19 protein-coding genes, 1 tRNA gene and 1 pseudogene are annotated in these 23343 nt (G+C 39.4%); 5 read left to right on the top strand and 16 right to left on the bottom strand.

Features of this window, described 5'->3' with window-relative positions:
- Positions 1–2: 2 nt before the first annotated feature.
- From ACRAD_RS04785 to ACRAD_RS04765, 5 genes are all read right to left on the bottom strand, one after another.
- The gene (locus tag ACRAD_RS04785; protein WP_005025375.1) at positions 3–1214 is read right to left on the bottom strand and encodes a glycosyltransferase family protein; all 1212 of its coding nucleotides are present in this window, start codon (positions 1212–1214) and stop codon (positions 3–5) included.
- A 14-nt stretch (positions 1215–1228) separates the two neighbouring features.
- Complete coding sequence (locus ACRAD_RS04780; protein ID WP_005025372.1) at positions 1229–1984, bottom strand: HAD-IIB family hydrolase; 756 nt, start codon at positions 1982–1984, stop codon at positions 1229–1231.
- A 142-nt stretch (positions 1985–2126) separates the two neighbouring features.
- On the bottom strand, positions 2127–3125 hold the full coding sequence (locus ACRAD_RS04775) for an adenosine deaminase (RefSeq protein WP_005025370.1): 999 nt from the start codon (positions 3123–3125) through the stop codon (positions 2127–2129).
- 73 nt (positions 3126–3198) lie between these two features.
- Complete coding sequence (locus ACRAD_RS04770; protein WP_005014984.1) at positions 3199–4518, bottom strand: NCS2 family permease; 1320 nt, start codon at positions 4516–4518, stop codon at positions 3199–3201.
- A 481-nt stretch (positions 4519–4999) separates the two neighbouring features.
- Positions 5000–5221: a hypothetical protein gene (locus tag ACRAD_RS04765; protein ID WP_005025367.1), complete on the bottom strand. Its 222-nt coding sequence runs from the start codon at positions 5219–5221 to the stop codon at positions 5000–5002.
- 327 nt (positions 5222–5548) lie between these two features.
- Here ACRAD_RS04765 and ACRAD_RS04760 point away from each other — a divergent pair, with 327 nt between their 5' ends.
- Positions 5549–7003, top strand: coding sequence for a SulP family inorganic anion transporter (locus ACRAD_RS04760; RefSeq protein ID WP_005025364.1), 1455 nt, complete (start codon positions 5549–5551; stop codon positions 7001–7003).
- A gap of 137 nt (positions 7004–7140) precedes the next feature.
- On the opposite strand, the pseudogene ACRAD_RS16670 reads toward ACRAD_RS04760, so the two are convergent.
- Positions 7141–7278 (bottom strand): annotated as a pseudogene (locus ACRAD_RS16670) (KGG domain-containing protein); the annotation flags it as partial.
- 936 nt (positions 7279–8214) lie between these two features.
- Entirely contained in the window at positions 8215–8427 is a 213-nt protein-coding gene (locus ACRAD_RS04750) for a hypothetical protein (protein ID WP_005405128.1), read from the bottom strand.
- 551 nt (positions 8428–8978) lie between these two features.
- On the opposite strand from ACRAD_RS04750, the gene ACRAD_RS04745 reads away from it, so the two are divergent.
- The gene (locus tag ACRAD_RS04745) at positions 8979–9416 is read left to right on the top strand and encodes an META domain-containing protein (RefSeq protein ID WP_005025362.1); all 438 of its coding nucleotides are present in this window, start codon (positions 8979–8981) and stop codon (positions 9414–9416) included.
- A 155-nt stretch (positions 9417–9571) separates the two neighbouring features.
- On the opposite strand, the gene ACRAD_RS04740 is transcribed toward ACRAD_RS04745, so the two are convergent.
- From ACRAD_RS04740 to efp, 7 genes are all read right to left on the bottom strand, one after another.
- A tRNA-Val gene (locus ACRAD_RS04740) sits at positions 9572–9648 on the bottom strand.
- Positions 9649–9673: 25 nt separating this feature from the next.
- On the bottom strand, positions 9674–11680 hold the full coding sequence (locus tag ACRAD_RS04735) for a transglutaminase family protein (RefSeq protein WP_005025360.1): 2007 nt from the start codon (positions 11678–11680) through the stop codon (positions 9674–9676).
- Between the two features lie 2 nt (positions 11681–11682).
- Complete coding sequence (locus ACRAD_RS04730) at positions 11683–12591, bottom strand: DUF58 domain-containing protein (protein ID WP_005025358.1); 909 nt, start codon at positions 12589–12591, stop codon at positions 11683–11685.
- Positions 12592–12602: 11 nt separating this feature from the next.
- Positions 12603–13562, bottom strand: a complete 960-nt coding sequence (locus ACRAD_RS04725) for an AAA family ATPase (protein WP_005025356.1) — start codon at positions 13560–13562, stop codon at positions 12603–12605.
- 79 nt (positions 13563–13641) lie between these two features.
- Entirely contained in the window at positions 13642–13944 is a 303-nt protein-coding gene (locus ACRAD_RS04720) for a YbdD/YjiX family protein (protein ID WP_005014997.1), read from the bottom strand.
- Positions 13944–16049, bottom strand: coding sequence for a carbon starvation CstA family protein (locus ACRAD_RS04715; RefSeq protein ID WP_005025354.1), 2106 nt, complete (start codon positions 16047–16049; stop codon positions 13944–13946). Before ACRAD_RS04715 ends, ACRAD_RS04720 begins: the two co-directional genes overlap by 1 nt.
- A gap of 180 nt (positions 16050–16229) precedes the next feature.
- Positions 16230–16799, bottom strand: coding sequence for an elongation factor P (gene efp, locus ACRAD_RS04710; RefSeq protein WP_005015000.1), 570 nt, complete (start codon positions 16797–16799; stop codon positions 16230–16232).
- Positions 16800–16869: 70 nt separating this feature from the next.
- On the opposite strand from efp, the gene epmB reads away from it, so the two are divergent.
- From epmB to ACRAD_RS04695, 3 genes are read left to right on the top strand one after another with little or no spacing between them, the layout of a single operon-like run.
- Entirely contained in the window at positions 16870–17886 is a 1017-nt protein-coding gene (epmB, locus tag ACRAD_RS04705) for an EF-P beta-lysylation protein EpmB (protein ID WP_005015001.1), read from the top strand.
- 15 nt (positions 17887–17901) lie between these two features.
- Complete coding sequence (locus ACRAD_RS04700; RefSeq protein ID WP_005025352.1) at positions 17902–19656, top strand: hypothetical protein; 1755 nt, start codon at positions 17902–17904, stop codon at positions 19654–19656.
- Positions 19638–21773 (top strand): EAL domain-containing protein, encoded by a 2136-nt coding sequence (locus tag ACRAD_RS04695; RefSeq protein ID WP_005025350.1) that lies wholly within the window; start codon positions 19638–19640, stop codon positions 21771–21773. The genes ACRAD_RS04700 and ACRAD_RS04695 overlap by 19 nt, the downstream gene beginning before the upstream one ends.
- Before the next feature lie 61 nt (positions 21774–21834).
- Here the strand turns inward: ACRAD_RS04695 and rpmE are convergent, their stop codons facing one another.
- Together rpmE and ACRAD_RS04685 are read right to left on the bottom strand one after the other, a co-directional pair.
- Positions 21835–22059, bottom strand: a complete 225-nt coding sequence (rpmE, locus tag ACRAD_RS04690; protein ID WP_005015004.1) for a 50S ribosomal protein L31 — start codon at positions 22057–22059, stop codon at positions 21835–21837.
- A 204-nt stretch (positions 22060–22263) separates the two neighbouring features.
- Entirely contained in the window at positions 22264–23265 is a 1002-nt protein-coding gene (locus ACRAD_RS04685) for a bile acid:sodium symporter family protein (RefSeq protein ID WP_005025348.1), read from the bottom strand.
- Positions 23266–23343 lie beyond the last annotated feature (78 nt).

Below are 23343 nucleotides of genomic sequence, written 5' to 3'. Positions count from 1 at the left end.
AATCACATATTATCGAGCGCTACTGCCTGTTTAATATCCTTATAAATACTTGGACAAGCTGAATGTACGCGGTTCCAGCTTGGAATAAACGACTGCTGATTTGGAAAATTCATAAACTGCTCTCCCGCCTCAACAATACTCTGAGCAAAAAGTTCAACCGTATTTTCTTCACTATGCCGGTCATAATGTAAACCATTGGTTATTGCATCATAATAATAGTGATCAATCATATCTAAAGCATTTCGATAATAAGTTGCACGAATAATCCGGATATTATCTAGGCTAACTGGAACGCCCAGCGTGGCAAGTTTACGAAAAAGTGCTAGAGCAATATCACGGCTCATACGCTTCAAGCCACCCTCTCCATTTGAATTCACTACATTTTGATGCTTATGTTCATAGCGGTCAGCAATATCTACCTGACAGATCCGTTTGGTAGAATAATTACGATAGATTTCAGAAAGAACTCCAATTTCCAGCCCCCAGTCACCTGAAACTTTTAAATCACGTAATGCATCCAGATGAATTGCCATTTCGCCTGAAAGTGGATAACGGAAGGCTGAAAGATAAAGCAGATAATCCAGTGGACCAAAGACTTTCTTGAGTGCAAGTAAGAGTGGAGAAACCAGCAGACGGGATACCCTGCCATTCATTTTATGCTCAGCTACGCGGGCATAATATCCGTTAGAGAACTGGAAATTAAACTGTGGATGAACCATGGGGTAAATCAACCGCACTAGCATATCACGCTGATATGTACTGATATCACAGTCATGGAGTGCCACGACCTTACTGTTACTTTCAGCTAGCGCATAGCCGGCACAATACCAGACGTTACGGCCCTTTCCACGTTGTGAAGGTGCAACTTTTAATTCTTCAAGATGCTGATGGATTTTCTGTAAACGCGGTCCGTCGTTCCATAAAATGGTATGCGGCTGAGGTAGCTCGGAAAAAAACTCCTTGGCATGCTTAAATTGTTCAGGATTAGCTTGATCCAGTCCGATGATAATCTGCTGGATATAATCAGCTTCTTTCAATTCCTGCACAATTTTAGTAAGTGCAGGCCTTTCCAGCTCAGAATAAAGTGAAGGTAAAACTAAGGTAACCGGTCTATATTTAGTAAATTCACGCAATTCATTTTCATAATCTTCCAGCTGGCGCTGCTTTAGATCATGAATCGTCGTAATCATACCTTCTTGTGCAAAATCGACCATTATTTTCTCTCCATTTATTGTTGTAAAAAGTATTCAAGACCTTCTTTCCACCCTGCTGGAGCCATTTTCTGAGTGTAGTAGACAGAATTATGCGCAAATTGAAGGACTGGTTTATAAGGACGCTTTACAACCACAGCATGCTCACAGGCTTTTAGCATATCAATATCATTCTCACTGTCTCCCAAGCCAATCCGGACAGCTTCAGCTGGATAAAATTGCTGTAGCCAGCGTACTGCTATAGATTTATCACATGCTGTACTCAATACATGACTGAAGCGCCCGCCATGTACTATATGCAAGTTTTTGGCCAAGTGCCGGGCAATAATTTGCTGTTCATATTGTGGATTGCTACCCCAGATAATCACTTCACTATAAAGCCGTTGTAGGGCTTGACATGATTCAGCTAAGCTTAATCCGGTTAACTCAGCAATCTGCTGGGATGTATATTCACTAAAAAGCTGAAAATTCAAATGGTACTGTATACGGAGTTGTTGTAATGCTTCAGTAATGGCTGCCTGCCTGACCGGACTCTGAAACTGATAGAAAGAATTAAAAAATATATATGCCCCGTTTTCTGCAACAAACGGCATATCTACTAGACCTAATTTTTTTTGTAAATTTTTAATTTCTAATGCGGTTTTACTGCTGCATAAAATAATAGGGTAACGTCTTTTAAGCTGTCTGATTAGCTCCAGATTTTCCGTATAAGTATAAGTATCGTGGCCTAATAGTGTTCCATCTAAATCTGTAAAAATAAGATAATCAGGCATAATAAATAATATTGATCAGTTAAATTGCACATTTGTTTCCTGATCATATAAGGCTTTTATCACTATTTTTTTCAGCTTACTTTTTATAACAATAAATCAACAGGCCTACATAGAGTAAACCTATTGATTTCATTTTATTTGATTACAGAGCCTGAATTTTCTTAATCCATGATTGCTTTTCAATATTGTCTATGAAAGCCGCCTCAAAAGAATTAATCGCTAACTGCTTAAGTTCAGCTTTAGACAAATTCAGTGCTTTTTGAATAGCAAAGAAATTATCATTCATATAACCACCAAAATAAGATGGATCATCTGAATTTACTGTTACTTTAACGCCCTGCTGTAACAGACGGTGAATATTATGCTGCTGCATATCATCCACTACACAAAGTTTCAGATTACTCAGCGGACAAACTGTAAGAGGCATTTTTTCCTGAATCAGCCGCTGCATGAGAACCGGATCTTCCTCAGAACGCACACCATGATCAATCCGGTTAACCTTTAACAGGTCTAAAGCCTCCCAAACATATTCTGGTGGACCTTCTTCACCCGCATGTGCGACCACCAGAAAGCCTGCTTCGCGGGCTTTGGCAAAAACCCGGGTAAATTTGGCTGGTGGATGGCCGACTTCACTTGAATCCAGACCTACTGCAATAATCTGATTCTTATAAGGAAGTGCCTGCTCCAGAGTTTTCAATGCTGCTTCTTCACTTAAATGGCGTAAAAAACACATAATAAGGTATGAGCTGATACCTAATTTTGCTTTTGCATCATTACAGGCTCGTTGCAAACCATTCAGAACTGTTTCAAATGCTATACCACGATCTGTATGAGTTTGCGGGTCAAAGAATATTTCAGTGTGTACTACATGATCTTCAGCACATTTTTTAAAATATGCCCAAGCCAGGTCATAGAAATCCTGTTCATGAATGAGTACATTTGCCCCTGCATAATAAATATCAAGAAATGACTGCAGGTTATGGAAATTATATGCCTGTCTTACCTCTTCTACAGACTTATAAGGAATATCAATCTGATTACGCTGTGCAATTTCAAACATGAGTTCAGGCTCAAACGTCCCTTCAATATGTACATGCAGTTCAGCTTTAGGTAAAGCACGAATGAGTTCAGTATGACTCATGGTCTCTCCTTGGAATTCGCAATAAATAAAAAGGGTGCAAACTTCCGTTTACACTCTGAATGATGTATAAAAATTAGCCACCAAAAGCAACAAATTTGATTACCCATAACACGGCAATGATCCATACCATGTAAGGAACCGTACTTGCTTTGCCTGTAAAAAGCTTCACCAGTGCATAGCTGATAAAGCCCATAGCAATACCATCAGCAATTGAATAGGTAAAAGGCATGAAAACGATAGTCAGGAAAGCAGGAACCGCTTCAGTAATATCATCCCATTCAATATGGGTAATACCCTGGATCATTAATACCCCGACAAACAATAAAGCCGGCGCTGTCGCGAAACCCGGTACAGACTGGGCTAACGGTGCCAGGAACAAGCACGCCAGAAACATAAAACCGACGACAACAGCAGTTAATCCAGTACGGCCGCCTGCAGCCACACCCGATGCAGATTCAATATAGGGCGTAGTGGATGAGGTGCCTAGTGCGGCCCCAGCTACAATGGCAGTAGAGTCAGCAAATAATGCTTTCTTCAAGCGTGGTAACTTGCCATCTTTAAGCAGGCCAGCACGATGAGAAACCCCTACAAGAGTACCGGTAGAATCAAACAGGTCAACCAGGAAGAATACAAAAATCACCCCTACCAGACTGGCCGTAAACAGGCCCTCAAAGTCCATTTGTAACAATGTTGGAGCCAATGATGGCACTGCGCCTACTATACCTTTAAATTCATTCAGGCCTAAAGCAGTTGCAATTGCAGTTACGACCAGAATACTGAGAATGATTGCACCACGGACCTTAAAATGGTGCATGATCACAATAAGAAAGAAACCTAACAGGGCCAGTAAAACTGTTGGCTGTTTGATATCGCCCAGTCCCACCAAAGTAGCCGGATTATCTACAATAATGCCGGCATTCTTAAGCGCGACCAAGGCTAAAAACAGCCCAATACCGCCGCCAATCGCCAGTTTTAATGACATGGGAATGGCATTGACGATTGCCTCACGGATTTTGAACATACTGATAGCAATAAATACCAGACCTGAAACAAATACCGCAGCTAGTGCCGTTTGCCAAGGCACCCCCATCCCTAAACACACTGAATAAGTAAAATAGGCATTTAGTCCCATACCTGGTGCAAGGGCAATTGGATAATTGGCCACAATTCCCATAACCAGACAGCCAATTGCGGCTGCAAGACAGGTTGCGACAAAGACAGCTCCATGATCCATTCCGGTTTCGGATAAAATCATTGGATTAACAATAATGATGTAACACATTGTCAAGAATGTGGTTACACCTGCTAGAACTTCTGTTCTAAAACTGGTTTTATTTTCGCTGAGCTTGAACAAGCGCTCAAGCATACCGGCTGAGGTATTGGGAGTTGTCATTACATCGCCCCTGAGAATTAAGATCTTTGCGATTGAATCCTCGGCCTGAAAAGCCTCAAATCACCACACTGCTATAAAATTTAAATGCATCAAAATCAGATATTGTGCAAGTAATTCTGGATAAAACAGCAAGACCTATGCCATCCTAATTACTTCCCATCTTCAAGCTGCACCTGAGCCCAAACTTACTAAACACTTGATGAGTGCCACTAATAGGCGAGGCAAACAAAAAAGCTGCATCATCTTATGCAGCTTTTTCATCTAACCTGTAGAAAAAAGTGCGAACTTAAATCTACCCGCTAAATTTTTTCGGCCAGATTATAACACACTGATTTTATTTTTGATTATCAGGTTTAATCTTCTTAGATTAATTTGGAACACTTACTGTTTTTAAAATATTTAAAATCAGGCGCTTAATTTTAAATAAACTTGCAAGTTTTTTATTTTCTTTCCCGTTAACCCCAAAAACGTATAAAAATCTCTACATTTTTTCAGTCTGAACGGATTTCCCTGCAGTATCAAACGCCGGGAAAGTACTCCGTTCGAGATGATGCGGGTTGTGCTGAGCCTGCTCTAAAGAGCTCTGTGCTTCCTGGATGACCTGCTTGATCTCCTGCTGACGCTTTTGCTGAATAGTATGATAGGTTATATAGCCTACCGAGACGACTGTAACTGCTGCGATTACCGTTATAACTGTTTTCATATCTCTTATCTTTAGTTGTTATCGAAAAATCTTGATGTAATTTTATCAAGAGCGTAATGCTTCATGCATTTTAAAACTGAATTTCTTTTAACACTATGGCCGATAAGATCAGCACCAATTTTCTAAGAACTTGAAACGTGTTATTCTCGGTGCCCTATAATCTAAACCTTCTTACTATTTTCTATGTTTCTTACGCCACCTTGATTACTCATTTCCTAGAAGTAATTTCTCATTGCTATATTAAAGGTTAGTGGTGTGGCGTAATTATGTCTTTTTCACAATATTGTCACCTCACTCGCCTGTTCCAATAAAAATCGGGCTTTCTTTATGTTGTCTTCTTTCCGTGAACAGTGGTTTTCAAACATTCGTGCTGATGTGCTGGCTGGACTGGTAGTAGGTCTGGCACTTATTCCCGAGGCAATTGCCTTTTCAATTATTGCCGGAGTCGATCCGCAAGTCGGTTTATATGCTTCATTTTCTATGGCAGTAGTAATTGCCATTGTAGGGGGCAGACCTGCCATGATTTCAGCTGCAACTGGAGCTATGGCTTTAGTTATGGTTAATCTGGTTAAAGAGCATGGATTACAGTATCTACTTGCGGCTACCATACTGACTGGCATCATCCAGATACTGGCTGGTTACCTTAAACTGGCCAAGCTGATGCGTTTTGTATCTAAATCTGTGGTGATTGGATTTGTAAATGCCCTCGCCATTTTAATTTTTATGGCTCAATTACCTGAACTCATCAATGTCAGCTGGCAGGTTTATCTATTTGTTGCTTTAGGCCTCAGTATTATCTATCTATTTCCTTATGTTCCAAGACTTGGCAGCTGGTTACCTTCCCCGTTGGTGTGTATTGTGGTGATTAGCCTGCTTTCAATCTGGTTAAACAGTGATATACGTACTGTAGGCGATATGGGTACTTTACCTGATAGTCTGGCTGTATTTCTTATACCAGACATTCCGCTTAACCTTGAAACGCTCAGAATTATTCTGCCTTATTCTATTGCTCTGGCTGCAGTAGGCCTTTTAGAGTCAATGATGACTGCCAGTATTGTGGATGAAATGACTGATACTTCAAGTGATAAGCATCAAGAATGTAAAGGACAAGGTATTGCAAATATTGTTACCGGCTTTATGGGGGGTATGGCTGGCTGTGCCATGATTGGACAGTCAATGATTAATGTGAAATCTGGCGGTCGACAACGTTTATCGACTTTTTGTGCAGGGATATTTCTTTTAATTCTGGTGGTATTTATCAGTGATTGGCTTAAGTTGATACCAATGGCAGCTTTAGTGGCAGTCATGATTATGGTTTCAATTAGCACATTTAACTGGCAATCAGTCATACAGTTTCATAAAAACCCGAAGAGTAGCAACAGTGTAATGATCGCAACTGTGGTGGTCGTAGTTGCCACTCATAACCTGGCTTTGGGCGTATTGACTGGTGTATTGCTTTCTGCACTGTTTTTAGCCAACAAACTGGAAAATGATATTCGAGTTGAATCTACTTTAAAGGAAGGTGTCCGAAGTTACAGCTTGGTGGGGCAGATTTTTTTCAGTTCATCCGAACGTTTTTACCAGAGTTTTAATTTTAATGAACAGGTGGAAAAAGTAATTATTGATCTTACCCATTCCCATATTTGGGATGTAACCTCTGTAGCCATGCTGGATTCCGTCATCAAAAAATTTACTGAACGCGGTACTTCCTGTGAAGTAATTGGCTTAAATGAAGCAAGTTCGATCATGATCGATAAATATGGAACTCACGCCAAGATCTGACACCCTCATCCGATTCATACCAAATTATATATCAGAAGTACGAAGAAAGGGTGGCTCCAAGCAACCCTTTCCTTTTAAAAAATTATCTAAAGACTTCTTAATAAAATTAAAGTCCTTGATAATTATCTATCATTTTTGTGGCTTTGTGAGCCTGCTTCACGAGCTTCCTCTGAGGTAAACTCATGTGCATTACCACTTTCATGGGCTGCTTTACCGCCTTTACTAGCGATTTCGCGCTGTTTATCTGCATCCATACTAGCAAAGCCGCGTCCTGAGCTGTTATTACCACTTTGTTGACTTTGCTGACGACTATTTTGGCCGCCACCACCTTGCTGTTTCTGATTATTACTGCCACTTTGCTGTTGCTGATTATTGCTGCCCTGTTGCTGGCGCTGGTTATTGTCGCGTTTATTATCTTGATTAGCCATTTCACACCTCATAACAAATATTGAGTTGGTTTCAGGTTGGTCGTTATCAAACGAACATCTTCACTATAAGGGAGTCAGCAATAAGTTTTGTTATAACTAAGGATGAGTTTTATTTAAAGCATTTGAGTTAGGTATTCATAGGTGTGACTTCAATATACTTATATAATCATTTTTCTAGGATATAAATTTAGACATACTTATAACTACTTTAATATCAATGCTTCATTTATTTTAATGTAAATTTTACCTACTTTTAATTATTATAAGTTTACATTTAAATAATTTTTTACCTTATTTTAAACATCATATGAAATTATAAATCCAGAATATTTTTTATAAAAAAAGGCCTGTTTTCTGGGGTTGAAAACAGGCCTATAGAGTAGCTTTATTCTTTTGTACAATTGTTAATATAGTGGAAATAATTTTAACCAAAATTAAACTCAAATAGAGTTACATCTTTAAGAATAAATGTTAATACATGTTATAGTTAGTATAATTTAATTAATATTCGCATATAAATTAAGCAATTAGCCCAATAGTAAAAATTAAAAAAAACTGAATTTGCTTAAATGGTTAATTTTTCAAATAAAGTCTAAATCTAATTTTAAATTTATCTTATCAATTTAATTAATCTACTCTCTATGCTTTTTCTTCTAGTAACTAAATTTTTCTACTTTTAAGTTCTTTACATTAATTCTTATTATTCCTCTTCTAAAAATTTATAATTTATTGAAATTATCACTTCTTAGCAAATAAAAAAGCCCACTAAAGTGAGCTTAATATTTATAACCGGTACATCTGATTAGGCGCAACATAAAAGCTTTGGCCATCTAGATTAAAATTAATCTCTCTTCCGGAATCAAGTAGAACTTTTTCACCTACTTTTACCCATTTAAAGCCACCAGAAATATTTTGTTTTCTTTCTGAAGCTATAATCTGAACATGAATAATATCACCGTCGATAGATTTCGCGGTACGAAAATTTGGATATTTCAATATATACACCAATACAATAAACTTTAGTAAACTCTTTAGAGCAGTTTTCGAACAATTATTTGATTAAAATAAAATTGTTTTAATTTTAATAACTACAAAATCTCAAGAAAATCTTGAAAAATGGGAGTGGCATCGTATGAGGTTTGCCTTCATTAAGTTTTATATCTTAGCACAGCTTTCCAAAATAACAAGCTTATTAGAAATAATTATAGGTTTTTATGATCAAAAAATTTTTTTAATTTGGTAATAAAGAATATAATAACTATATAATTTATATTCATAGATAAATAATTTTTCCATTTTTTAATTAGAATTTAATTTTAATATTTTTAAAGAAAATCTTATTATTTATCTTTTAATTTTTTAAAATTATAAATCTTTCAAATTTAATAATATAATTTTATTAACTTCTTATATAAAAAATATTATCTATGTTATTTTTATTAATAAAGTATTGATAAAAAGTAATTTACCTCTGTACTTAGTTAAATTTGTTCTATGCTGTAGTAGTTAATCTAAGAATATAATTTAAAGTTTTATAGGAGAAAAAATTGATAAAACAACTTTTTATAGCCTCTAGCATTGCATCCACTTTAGCTTTTGCCGGTTGTGCTACTATGAACAACCCATCTACTGACCGCAACTTGGCTTTATTACAAAACAAGACATGGATAGTAACTCAGATCAATGATGTAAAATATAAGGCTGATCCTCAGCAATCTGATGTTCCAAGTTTAATTTTTGATAATACTCAACTTAGCGGAACTGATGGCTGTAACCGTCTTATGGGAGGCTATGCAGTGAAAGGTACACAAATTACTTTCTCAGAAATAGCCAAAACACGAAGAGCTTGTTTAAGCCCTACAAATTTACCAGATAAATTTACTAATGCTTTGAATCAGGTTACTCAATATAAGGTGAGTGAAACTGAGCTAAAACTGATGGACAGCAACAAGAATACAGTGCTTGAATTTAAAACTCAGCGTTAATATAAAAAGTCCTCACTATGAGGACTTTTTTACGTTCTATATCTATGACAGCGCATATAAAATTAAAAACATTTTATTTTATGAATGCCAGATATTAAAAAAGGCTTCAAGTACTTGTATTTCCTTGAAACCTTTACACCATAAGGTGTCATATTTGGTAGGCATATCCAGACTCGAACTGGAGACCTCTACGATGTCAACGTAGCGCTCTAACCAACTGAGCTATACGCCTAAGTGTTTTGCATCATATGCATTTTTTATTTTTCTGACAAGTTTTTTTTATTCAGCTTTAAAGCAAATGCACAGTCTTTAAGCAATTTCTTAAACATTTTAAGATTCTCTGGCGTGTCCTGTTGCATGAACCGAATTTTCTGGTCAAGTTGAGCTAGTTCATAAAAAGAACTTGTGTCATTACTGTATTGAGCCAATCTTATCATCCACTGTTGAAAAGTCTCATAAGAGTACTTATGCAGTTCAACGGGAAGATTTTTAGTAAATTTTCTTATAGAACGTTCATAAGGGGTCATTTTTTGTAGATTTTGACGATACTGTATCAACAAGTAGATTAGAACCAGCATCACAATACTAATAAATAAAATCAGAATATAGCTATAAATAGATTTTAAACCTAAACGTGCAAGCCAGTTTTTTTGTTTATCAGTATCATATCCTACGACCTTGCTTTGCCATTGATAGGAAGCATAATCACTCCATACCCGAATATTTTTAAGCAAGGCAAACTGTTGATATTGCAAGCCAGAACGGTGATTATTGCCTAGTGTAGAAGGCTCCTGTTCCAGATAGTCCTGCATGCCCGACCCTACCCGTTCTGGTGCTACCGCAGCTGTTGCATCAACCCGATGCCACTGGCCATTTAAATAGACTTCCGACCACGCATGAGCATCCATCTGTCGCACCTCCCAGCTTTGTCCATCTGGAGCCGGTTGTCCTCCCTGATACCCGACTACTACCCGAGCAGGAATACCGGCATAGCGCATCAACATTGTAAAACTACCTGCATAATGCTCACAGAAACCCTGCCGGGACTTAAACAGGAATTCATCTATTCTGTCTTGCCCGAGACGGCCTGGACTTAAAGTATAGACAAAGCCATTGCGACGATACCAGTTCAATACATTCTCTACATACCGGGCAGGTTGCTGATTACTCTGTTTAAATAAATTGCTGGCTAACTGCCGGGTCCGGGGATCAGTGCTACTCGGTACTTTCAGGTTTATAGCCTGAACTGTATCCGAATACTGGGGTGCTACCGTCTGAGCTGACTGTCCCAACCATTGCAGTCGAATGGGCTGTGCACCCTGATTTGGACGGGTTGGAGTAATACTCCAGTCTTGATGTAACTGGAAGTTCGCCTGTAAAGGAATAGACTTTTCAAGCGATATTACCCATTGCTGTTGTGAGTCAGCAGGCAGATACTGGTAATCTAGCCCGTCAGTTATATGAAGAGATGGCAATGTCTTAGGTTGCTGATTAATAAAATGGCTAGTCCAAGTCCGTCCATCAAATTCATCCAGCACCATCGCGCGCCAGTACAGCTGCTCACGCTCAGGTAGTTTCTGTATATTGCCTAAAATCCGGAATGCCAGCGCACTGGATTGAGAAATCTGGGCGATATCTCCTGGTGACATCCGGTCACTTATGCCGGTGGTGGCAAGATCGGTCTGTAATGGTACTGACCAGAGTGGAGGCAACCGTGGGAAAAAAATAAATAGTACTATAAAAAATGGTATGGCATACAGAATCAGCTTAGTTACATGCTGAAAGTCCTTTCTTAAACGGCCTTTAACCTGCTCTTGTTGAAAATCACTTATCTGAATCCGGTACAGCCCGATCAAGCAGCTGATGAGTGAACATAAGATCAGGATAGCCATCCCGATGTTTTGGCTGTAAAGGAACAGGCTGGCGCTTACAAATAGTGCAAAGTTAAAAATAATTAGATAATCACGCCGAGTTCGAGTCTCTAAAGCTTTACCATACAGGCCAACTGCTAATAGTGTTACCCCTGCTTCTACACCGATGAAACTCCGATACTGCCAGTAAATCGCAGCAAAGCTGAATAGAACAAAAATGACCTGAAAAATTTTAGATTGTTTTTTATGGAGATTTTTATGATATTGCCATGCCAAGCTTATTATTACACAAGCAAATAGAAGGCTGTTCATTATAGGAGTGAAAGCCAGTTGTGCCAGCCAGATCAGCCCGAGAGCCAGCAGCATGGCGCCATGAACAGGTCGATTTAACATGGTTAAGCCTGCGCCAGTAATTTTTGTGCTTTCTGAAATTGAGCCTCACCTGATCCGGTGGCCAGCTCGTCCTGTGGTAAAACCAAACGATAAGGGCATTGTTGCTGTTCGCATTGATCTACCAGCCCCATCATTAAACTCAGTTTTTCCTCATGCTCTGAACTTGGCATATGCTCATAGCAAATTTCTATCTTATTCTGCTCGGGATAGCTTTCAAATACCTTGATATAGAGGCCCTGACCTCGAGCAGCCTGCTTCCATGACACCGCATGGTAAGAGTTACCCGTTTTAAAATCACGTAGTTCTTGAAATTCATCCATATCCTGTGCCTGTTTTAATGCATTTTGTGCAGCATTCTCAGCTTTAAAATCTAAAGCCTGGGGAGCAATCCAGCTCATTTGCTCCAGATAAAGATAGGTCCAGGCACGAACCAATCCGAAAGGATAAGTAGAATATATCTGTAGGCGCTGTAAATGTAATGGTCCGCGTTCTTCTGGCCACACCAGTAAATGAAAACGCTGCTGTTTATGCTGTACTAGAACTGGAATGATTTGCTTTGCATAATACAGGTTTAAATAACGTACAATCTCTCGCTCCTGATAAAAAATAATCTCTATTTGCATGGCTTGGCCTACCCGGCCGACTTCAGGCACGATCACTTCTATTTTGAGTTGATGCAACTGTTTAAAAGCAAGATAAAAACTGATACAAAGTACAGCACTGATTAAAAAGCAGAAACCCAGTATCAGGTTATTGGCATAGTTAACGCCGGCAATAAAAGTAATCAGTATGAGAACCAAATACAGGTAACCCTGCTGATACATAAAGACCAGTATATCCCGCTGCTTGAGGGTTCTTTGCCCATCAATCCGGAAACGCTTGGCAAGCCAGCCTTGGATATGTTTCTGCAAATGGTGTGCTCCTAACTAACCGCCACACTTTGCAGAAGCTTATAGCTTTCTGCATCAGTTGTTCCGAGACGATGAGAAACCACAGCATTAAATACGGCCTGTACATCATCTGTAGTCGCATAACTGCGCTTTTCTAATAGAGCATAGGCCTGCGTAGCTTTTTTTAAGGCCAATATTCCGCGGGTAGATAACCCATGTCGGCCTTTACGGGTCATTTCAGCCAAATCCAGAATATAATCCAGCACTACATCACTTAAATAAATATTACGTGCCAGTTGTTGAAGATTCAGAATATCCTGCTGGCTAAAGACATGCTCAATTGTTGATATTAATGCCTGACGCGAGTCCTGTTGTAACAGAATCCTTTCTGCCTGGCGCGATGGATAGCCCAAGGATAATCGCATTAAAAAACGGTCCAGCTGGGACTCTGGCAAGGCATAAGTTCCACTCTGGAATAAAGGGTTTTGTGTAGCAATCACCCAAAATGGCTGAGGTAAAGCATGTCGGACACCGTCTACCGTGACACAACCTTCCTCCATAGCCTCCAGCAAGGCACTCTGTGTTTTCGGACTACAACGGTTAATCTCATCAGCCAGTAAAATCTGGGTAAAAACCGGGCCTGGTTTAAACTCAAAAATATGTTCAGCCTGATTAAATATATTAATTCCAATTACATCACTGGCCAACATGTCATTGGTAAACTGTATACGCTGAAATCTTAAACCGGCAATATGCGCTAATGCACTCGATAAAGTAGTTTTACCTAATCCGGGCAAGTCTTCAAACAGGACATGCCCACCTGCTAGCAAACAACTTAAGGCCAATTTGGTTTGCTGCGGTTTATCCAGAATAATGGTATTGATCTGCTGTAAAAAGCTGTCTATTTGTGAGGCATACTCTCCTATCTGCCTGGCTAGTTTTTTATTCTGTTGATCTTTTTCATTCTTTTGAAGCCTGTTGGTTCCCCACATCCCCTTCCTTCCTGAATAAAAAAACGGTGTATATTTAACATACACCGTTTTTATGTTTTTCTAAGTTACTAAATTATTACTAACATGGACATTTTTTTAAATCTCCACCTGCCGATGGATAACGTGAATCTACACAGTGGCGATAAAATGTTTTAGCGTCCATTGCTTCAAGATCTGGATGGTGCTGTTTCATGTGTTCTAAATAAGTCTGATAATCAGGCACCCCTACCATCAGGCGAAAACTTTGTTGCAAACGTTGCCATAAAGTCGCGATACGTGACCAGTTCTTTGGAGAGAAAATCAGATGCTTTTGCGACAAAAGTGTAAACTTGATTATCTTTGCCAGAACAGTCGTACTATTTTTTGCAAGCTTCAATTTCATTAAGACTCTCCTCTGATCGAAGTTACAGGCGCTGTCTCATCACGATATACCGCGGGTGCTTCATTTACTGTCGGTGTTGGGCTAGCCAAAGCACGACGTACTACACGGATAGATGCAATGACCATCACAATTGCCACAATCATAAAGAAACCGCAGAGGACGGCATTAATCTGATTCGACATGACAATCATCTGCATCTCAGCAATACTTTTTGCCGGAGCCAGTATCTCATTACGAGCAATTGCATCAGAGAAGCGATTAGCCTGCGCCAAGAAACCAATTTTCGGATTTTCATGGAAGATTTTTTGCCAGCCTGCTGTCATTGCAGTGATGAAAAGGAAAATAGTAGGCAAAATCGTGACCCAAACATATTTTTCTTTCTTCATTTTGAAAAGGATGACTGTACCTAAGATTAGTGCCATTGCTGCCAGAATCTGGTTACCAATACCAAATAATGGCCACAAGCTGTTAATACCGCCTAGCGGATCGACAACGCCCTGATATACAAAGAACCCCCAACCGGCTACAGCTACCGCAGTCCCCAGCAGGTTTCCAAAGAAATTATGAGACTGTTTTACAGCCGGAATTACAATACCTACTGTATCCTGTACCATAAAACGGCAGGCACGTGTACCGGCATCGACTGCTGTCAGGATGAATAAAGCCTCAAACAGAATAGCGAAATGATACCAGAATGACATCATGGCACGGCTGTTAAAGATTTCGGAAATAATATGAGCCATACCAATTGCAAATGTTGGCGCTCCCCCTGTACGGGACAAAATCGTAGTTTCTCCTACCTCTTTTGCGAGCAGTGCTAATGCTTCGGGTGTCACAACAAAGCCCAGATTACGTACAGCTTCTGCTGCACTTTCAACTGTTGTGCCCAAAACAGCAGCAGGAGCATTAATTGCAAAATATACTCCTGGTTCCAGTACCGTTGCACAGATCATTGCCATAATTGCAACAAAAGATTCCATCAACATACCGCCATAACCAATCATGCGGATATGAACTTCATTTTCAACCAGCTTTGGTGTGGTACCTGAAGAAACGAGCGCGTGAAAACCTGAAATTGCACCACAGGCAATAGTAATAAACAGAAATGGAAAGAGCGAACCGGCAAATACAGGCCCAGTACCATCAATAAAGTGTGTTACAGCTGGCATTTTTAGTTCTGGCAAGGCAAAAATAATACCAATAGCCAGCCCGACAATTACCCCAATTTTCAAGAAGGTCGATAGATAGTCACGTGGTGCAAGCAACAGCCATACTGGGAGTACTGAAGCCACAAAACCATAAATAATCAGACACCAGGTCAACTGTGTACCTGAAAGTGTAAAAAATGGCCCCCAGTATGGATGTGCAGCAATATTTCCTCCATACACAATGGCTAGCATCATCAGAATGAAACCAATCACTGAGACTTCTGCAATCTTGCCCGGGCGTATATAGCGCATGTAAATGCCCATGAAAATTGCAATAGGAATAGTAGCTGCAATACTGAATACCCCCCAAGGGCTATTCGTTAAAGCCTTGACTACGACCAGTGCCAGTACTGCCAAAATGATAATCATCACCCCAAGTGCACCCAGCATCACAATCACACCGGCAAAAGATCCAAGCTCCTGTTTTGCCATTTCCCCCAGTGAGCGTCCATCACGCCGGGTAGAAATAAACAGGACCAGAAAATCCTGTACAGCACCGGCCAGTACTACACCAGCCAGCAACCAGATCGTTCCGGGCAAGTACCCCATCTGGGCTGCCAGAATCGGTCCTACCAAAGGTCCCGCACCGGCAATTGCAGCAAAATGATGGCCAAAAAGTACATATTTATTGGTTGGGACATAATCCAGGCCATCGGTCATCCGATAAGCTGGAGTGAGCCGTCTGGCATTAAGCTCAAACACCTTGTTGGCTATAAACAGGCTATAAAAACGGTAAGCAATACTATAGACACAGGCAGCAGCAAGCACTAACCAGACTGCATTAACATGTTCACCACGACTGACAGCAAGTATCCCGAAAGATATTGCCCCGATAATTGCTACAATCACCCAGATCAATTTTGAAAAGGGGGATGACTTAGTTTGAATTGATTCCATCTTGACCTCGTATTTCAATTATTTAAGCAGGTTAGTTATTGTTATTCATCGTGCTACTTTCCCTTTGCAAATTTCCTTTTTTGACTCTACTCCTCATCTTTTTGTTTTCATCTAATACTTTGGCATTAAAAAAGGGATGATCATGATCATCCCTTTTGATAATAGTCTATTTTTAAACCATTATGCACGTTCTAAGTATTCACCAGTACGGGTATCTACACGAACACTTTCTTCTTGCTGTACAAATAATGGAACACGTACTACTGCACCAGTTTCCAGTTTTGCCGGCTTACCGCCACCACCAGAGGTATCACCACGTACACCCGGATCAGTTTCAATAATCTTTAAGGTTACGAAGTTTGGTGCACTTACGTTTAAAGGTACACCATTAAACAGCATAATTGTACAGGTTTCATTTGAATCATCTTTTAACCATTTTGCTGCATCGCCCATAGCGTTTTTATCAGCAGCAATCTGTTCAAAAGATTCAGGGTCCATGAAATGCCACATTTCACCATCGTTGTACAAGTAGTTCATTTCTACTTCTACAATATCGGCGCCTTCGAGTGAATCACCTGACTTGAATGTTTTTTCTAATACTTTGCCCGTTTTCAGGTTACGCAGTTTAACGCGGTTAAACGCCTGCCCCTTACCCGGTTTTACGTATTCGTTTTCCATGATTGAACATGGGTTGCCATCAAGCATAACCTTGAGGCCTGATTTGAAATCATTTGTAGAATAATTGGCCATGACTGGCACGCTCCAAACTTACTAACTTAAATCTATTAATGCTAGACTAGCATTATTTTTAACGTGTGGCATGATAAACTATTTATATCAAGAGCAAAACTGGCAATCACAACTCAGTGACCTAATTACTGACCCGCTAGAATTGTTACACGCGCTTCAGCTTTCACCCGAACAGTTATTATCAGGGGCAGTTCTGGCTTCTGAAAAGTTTAAATTACGCGTACCGCGCGCATTTGTTGCAAAAATGTGCATTGGTGACCCTCTTGATCCTCTTTTGCTGCAAGTCTTGCCACATCATCTTGAACTAGAGGATTTTCCAGGATTTGTTACTGATCCTTTAGGTGAAGAGGCAGCCAATCTCTTACCTGGTGTTTTGCATAAATATAAAACACGTTTCCTGCTTACTTTAACAGGTGCCTGTGCAGTTCATTGCCGCTACTGCTTTCGACGTCACTTCCCCTATCAGGAAAATTTACCTAAAAATGAAGACTGGCCAGCAATTAAAAATTATATTTTAAGTCAACCTGAGGTTCATGAAATTATTTTAAGTGGTGGTGATCCACTGACTTTATCCAACCGTAAACTCGGCTTATGGCTGGAAAGGCTTGAGTCTATTCCCCAGATTGATACGCTTAGAATACATTCACGTGTGCCGATTGTGATTCCAGACCGTATTGATCATGAGTTAATTTCTCTTTTGGAAAACAGTAGGCTACGTATTATACTGGTGGTACACTCTAACCATGCTTCAGAACTCGATGACTTCACCTGTTCAAAATTGCATGAACTGGCACGTCGTCAGGTCACTGTGCTCAATCAGGCCGTTTTACTTAAGGGTATTAATGATTCAGCGGAAGTATTAATCAATTTAAGTTATAGACTGTTCGAGGCACGGGTTATGCCTTATTATTTACATGTGCTGGATAAAGTTAAGGGGGCCCATCACTTTGACTTGCCCTCTTCAAAGATTGATGAAGTTTATAAAGAGGTCCTAGCAAGTCTGCCAGGTTATTTAGTACCTAAACTGGTTAGGGAGATTGCAGGTGAGAAGAATAAAACACCGCTGTTTGGGACTATAACAATTTGAGTTTCTATAATAAGTATGATGAATAGTACATTTTCAGAAATATTTCATTCCCCCAATGTTCTTGATAGGGAAAAACTTAGCTTTGCACCTGCTACAGTGAAAGATCTGGAAATGTGGGCAGGTAATCTGTCTTTCATGCAGCTTGGTGACACCTCTAAGTCGCTGTTTCATGCCGTACTCGAAATCTCTCGCTTAAAATGTAGTGAAACACTCAGATTTGACCTGATTCATAGTTTGCATCCTACCATCGATAAAGTACTGGCCAGCTTAGAAAAACATTTTTTTAATCAGGGTCCTATCAGTACTGACCGTAATGAGCATATTATTGAACTGGCTATGCTACTACGCTGTCACTTTGCAGGAGTTTATATTAATATTGCGCGTTCTGCGCACGAGCAGCTCGCTCATCAAAAATTTTCTCTTTTTGCTTTTAATCAGAAAAAAAACTTATCTATAGCTCGAACATTGGCAATTTATTATGCCCTGCAACAACTTGTCAGCCTACTGTATCAACAGCAAATACTTTATAGTCACTATTTTACCGGTCAATGGCTCATTGCTCATCAGCTGTATGATATTGCTTTAAAAAATGATTTTCATATGAACAGTATTAACCAGATACAGGGCACTCAAAATATTTTAGCCAATATTAATCAGACCTATGCCCAGCTGATCTTACTGGACATTTTTAATGCCCATCAAATTCGGCCCTCTGAAATTCAGTCACTTTATGAATGCAGTTTTGACTGGGCCAAGCTGATCCAAATTTTACCTAGAGCAACGACTCTCACCAAATATGTTGTAGATTGCAATAAAGACTACCCACCAATTCACCAGAAAAAACAGAATCCGGATTTTGAACCCAGTTTTTTTATTACTACTCAGGAATTGCTGGAACACATCAATGCGACTTTTGGAAGAACGCCAGAATTTTTATCAAAACATGAACAGAAAAATTTAAGTTTGGCACTCAAATTCCATGTACAAACCATTTTAGGCAGCACGACAGAACGCCGTCATGACCGCTATCAATATTCTGCACAGCTAGATATCTGTTTTAGTTTATTGTCCGCACATTTCTATCTTTCAAAAGCCAAGACTTTTAATGAAACATTAATGCTGGAAAATAATTATGGCTTTCAAAGTGAATCAAAATTATTATTAAACTGGGATAAAGATACGCCTGATACTCTTCCCCAAGTCAATTCTAGCCGGCTATTGGATCGGGAAGCCAAACAACTTTATCAGACCAGCGTGCTTGATGTCAGCTTAAATGGTTACCGAATTAAATGGAAAGGTGAAACCCCAAAAAATTTACGCACAGGCGAATTTATACTGGTTAAGGAAGAAACCCAAGAGAAATGGCGAGGTGGAGTCATTCGCTGGATTAAGCAGTCTACTAATAAAAGCCTGGAACTTGGACTGGAAATTTTGGCACAAGAGATGTATCCGTGCGCAGTTCGAATGCAGATTGATCTTCATACAATTAATTATCATCCTGCTTTACTTATTCAAAAAGCCGTCTTTCAGCAGCAGGTCACCCTTATTTTACCAGGTTCACAAACCTTTAAAGAACACCAAACTATTTACTTGCGCTTGGGCCAGGAAGAAATCAAAATTTGTCTTACCAAGGCATTGTTGATTACCCAAAGCTTTATCCAGTTCAATTTTGAGTTGATTAACGAGCAGCAACAGGGGTTACTCGATCAGTTTATGGATAAACAGGCGCAAGAATTAAATAAACAAGATTTATGGGAAGCATTGAAGTGAGAAACCCGCTACTCTCCAAAAAATTCAAACGTACTGAAACGCGTCTACTCATTATTGATGATAATCAGATCCGTTATAACCAGATTATAGAGATTTTTGCTCAGCAAGATCACCTGGTACAGGCAGTGCTGTTGGATGACTTAAAAAGTTTTGAAAAGCAGCTTCATCTGGATTGGGATCTGATTATTTTCGGCCGGGCCTATGATCTTAAAGTTGAACAGGCTCTTTCAATCGTACAGGCATCAACCCAGCCAAGTTTGCCGGTGCTCCTTATAAAACCTGATCAATATGAACCGGCACAATATAATCACTATATATATAAAGGTATCTATGATGTCATCAACTTGGATTTTCCAGAACGTTTTTATATAGGGCTGGTACGGGCACTTTCATATTACCGACTGGTACAGGCTCAACAGCGTTTAAGTATTGAACTTGAGATGGCCCAGAATCAGGCGCAGACCCTGGTTCAGGAAAGTCATAAAGCTGTTGCTATTATTCAGGAAGGAATTCATATTCAGGCAAATAATGAATACCTGAATTTATTCGGCTTGGAAAAAGAAGATGAAGTTATTGGATTACCTCTTTTAGATATATTACAGCCTGAAGATCTGAATGATTTTAAACAGCGTTTTAAAAAAATCAGTCAGGGGCAGTTTGATCAGGGGCATTTCGAAATACGCACTCTAAACAGTCAGGTTGCCTGTTCATCCGCACTTGAACTTGAATTTGTATCTGCTGCTGAGGAAGACGCTCTACAAATTAGAATTAATTGTGACTCAAGTAATTCTAATACCTTGCTCTCTAATAATAGCTCACCCCAGATATCAGAGAAAAACTCAAATTCAGTTAACCCTTTTCAGCTGGTCAACCGTTATTTAATTAGCCAGCCTGCAAAATTTAATGCTCTGGTGGTATTTAGTCTGGCCACCTGCTCTGATCAGATTTTCAAGAGTGACTGGAATACTTTAAAAACTTACTTTTTGAATATTGAAGACTTTATTAGAGAGCAAACTCATACGCTGGTCTTTAAAGTTCATACCATATTATATGGTGCCCTGTTTCAAGCAGAATCTGAAGAAATATTAGAATCTCAGTTAATGAGTCTGCGCGCCCTCGAAAAAGCCCAGCTTCTGACAGTTAATGATGTGAATTTCTCTTTGCAACTACAAATTGGTTATACACTCATTCCAGATGAAATTCGGGACAATGATCATTTCGAAGAGCTTCTGGAGTATGCATTTAACCATCACCTGCCTGAGCTGGAACATGAGCCTGAACTAGAATTAACTGCTCCGCTTGAAGTTGAGCCGGCTCCGGTACCTGAAGTTCCAGAAACCGCTCTGAGCGCAGCCACCTCTACCCCTTCACTGGTACAAGTATTGGCCCAGAAACTCCAGCAGGCAGATATTCATTTAAGATATCAACAGCTTTATGATAAGCAGGATATCAATCTTTATACTTATGAAGTTACCAGCGGTATTATTTATGAAAATCGCTGGCAAGAATTTTCTGGTTTAGCTGACCTACAAGGAAACAATGAGCTTTCAATCAAACTTGATCGCTGGGTACTGGTAGAAGCCTGTAAACAATTACATAATTTTATTCGCCAGTATCCTGACGCCAGACTGATTGTTAACTTGAATCAGCATATTTTATTTAATGACTCACAGCTTCCTGAATTGGTGGCTAAACTTATTACCATTATTGGTAGTAAACAGTCCCATCCACTTATTTTGCAATTTGCTGAGGAAGAAATTCTTTACAATTTACCGGCAGCACAAAAGCAGATTGCGCTATTACGTCAATATGGTGCAGAGATCTCAATCCGGAATTTTGGAAATTCTATTTATAGTGAATCATTACTAAATCAGATAGAGCTACAGTATGTCACCTTAGATCAACAGTTAACACAATTGATTTCTAATGATAAAGAACTAGGCAACCTGCAAGAAAAAATTATCAATTTCCTGGCAATTAAGCCTGTTGAAATTATTTTGCGTGAACTTGATGACATGAACCTGTTTGCCAATGCATGGAATATTGAAGCACGTTATTTGGAAGGTAATTATTTCCAGAAAAAACTAGAATTCTTAACTGATGTACAGGATCAGTAATTCAGGCTGCTGTTTTGAAGCGTAAAAAAAACGGGCTTACTGCCCGTTTTTTTTTCTAGTATTAACGTTTGATAGAACGTGACATACCAGCGAAACGTTGTTTGAACTTGTCAATACGACCGCCAGTGTCAACATTCTTCTGCTTACCAGTATAGAATGGGTGACAAGCTGAGCAAACGTCCAGATAAAGAGTTTCTTTACCTAAAGCAGAACGAGTTTCGATTACGTTACCACAAGAACAGGTAGCAACAAGTTTTTCATATTTTGGGTGAATATCGGCGCGCATCGTCGATTACTCCTAAGTAAAGAAAGGTTTTGCTATCATCGCAATTGACCACTCTCAAATCATTTGAGGAAGGCCGGGCTTAATAAAAACCACAGCAGATCAACACCACAACAGACCATTCTCTTGGCCCACCGAGACGGTTTCCGTCAGGGCTAAGCACAACAAGTGGCCAGTATTATAAATTAAAAATTAATTTATAGCGAATTATTCTGCCGCCTCTTCACCTATATATTCCTCAGTGTCCTGTTTAGACCAATAATTAGCAATTACGCCGCAGACCATAAGTTGAATCTGATGAAAGATCATAATCGGTAGAACAATCATGCCAAGTGGCTGCCCTGCAAACAGAATCTGTGCCATAGGTACACCACTAGCCAAGGTCTTCTTTGAACCGCAAAAAAATACTGCAATCTGGTCTGGTCTGTTGAATCCCAGCCATTTAGGAATATACCAAGCCAACAACATAATCACTGTCAGAAACACTGAACATATTAAAGTCAGGTTAAATAGAGTCAGCCAGCTTACCTGTTGCCAGAGACCTGTTACAACAGCACCACTAAATGCGCCATAGACCACCATTAAAATAGTGCCCTGATCAAAAGTTTTTACAATGCTTGGCGCTTTTTGCATAAGGGGAAAAACATAAGGCCTTAATAACTGTCCCGCAATAAATGGAACAAGGAGTAATAAAGTAATTTCTATAATGGATGAAGTCGGATCATAATCATGTTTGGATTGTCCAAAAATAAAAAGACTGACAAGAACCGGAGTAATAAACATACCCACTAGATTTGAAAATGAAGCACTACATACTGCCGCCGCAACATTGCCTTTGGCAACTGAAGTAAAAGCAATTGAAGATTGAACTGTAGATGGCAAAAAGCACATAAACAGAAAACCCAAGTATAGTTGCTCACCAAGCATCGGAAGTAGCACAGGTTTGGCTAATAGGCCAATGATAGGAAATACAGCAAACGTAAAAGCAAAAACCACTACATGCAACTTCCAGTGCAATATACCTTCAACAATTGCCTGGCGTGATAATTTTGCTCCATGCAGAAAAAATAAAATGGCAATTGCTATATTGGTAATAACCCCGAAGACTTTAGCTGGCTCACCACTTACTGGTAAAAAAGTTGCCAGTACAACCATTACAATCAGCAATATAGTAAAGCGGTCCAATGCCAGTAATTTTAATATATTCATAATCAACATCCTGTTTTTTTATAGGCTGAAAATTAATAATAGAAAAGCCCAGTCAGACGATTTTACCTTTAGGTAAAG

The sequence above is a fragment of the Acinetobacter radioresistens DSM 6976 = NBRC 102413 = CIP 103788 genome (assembly GCF_006757745.1).
GTDB classification, from domain to species: Bacteria; Pseudomonadota; Gammaproteobacteria; order Pseudomonadales; family Moraxellaceae; genus Acinetobacter; species Acinetobacter radioresistens.
The sequence above is the reverse complement of the archived record's forward strand: the minus strand, read 5'-3'. Positions and strand labels throughout refer to the sequence as shown.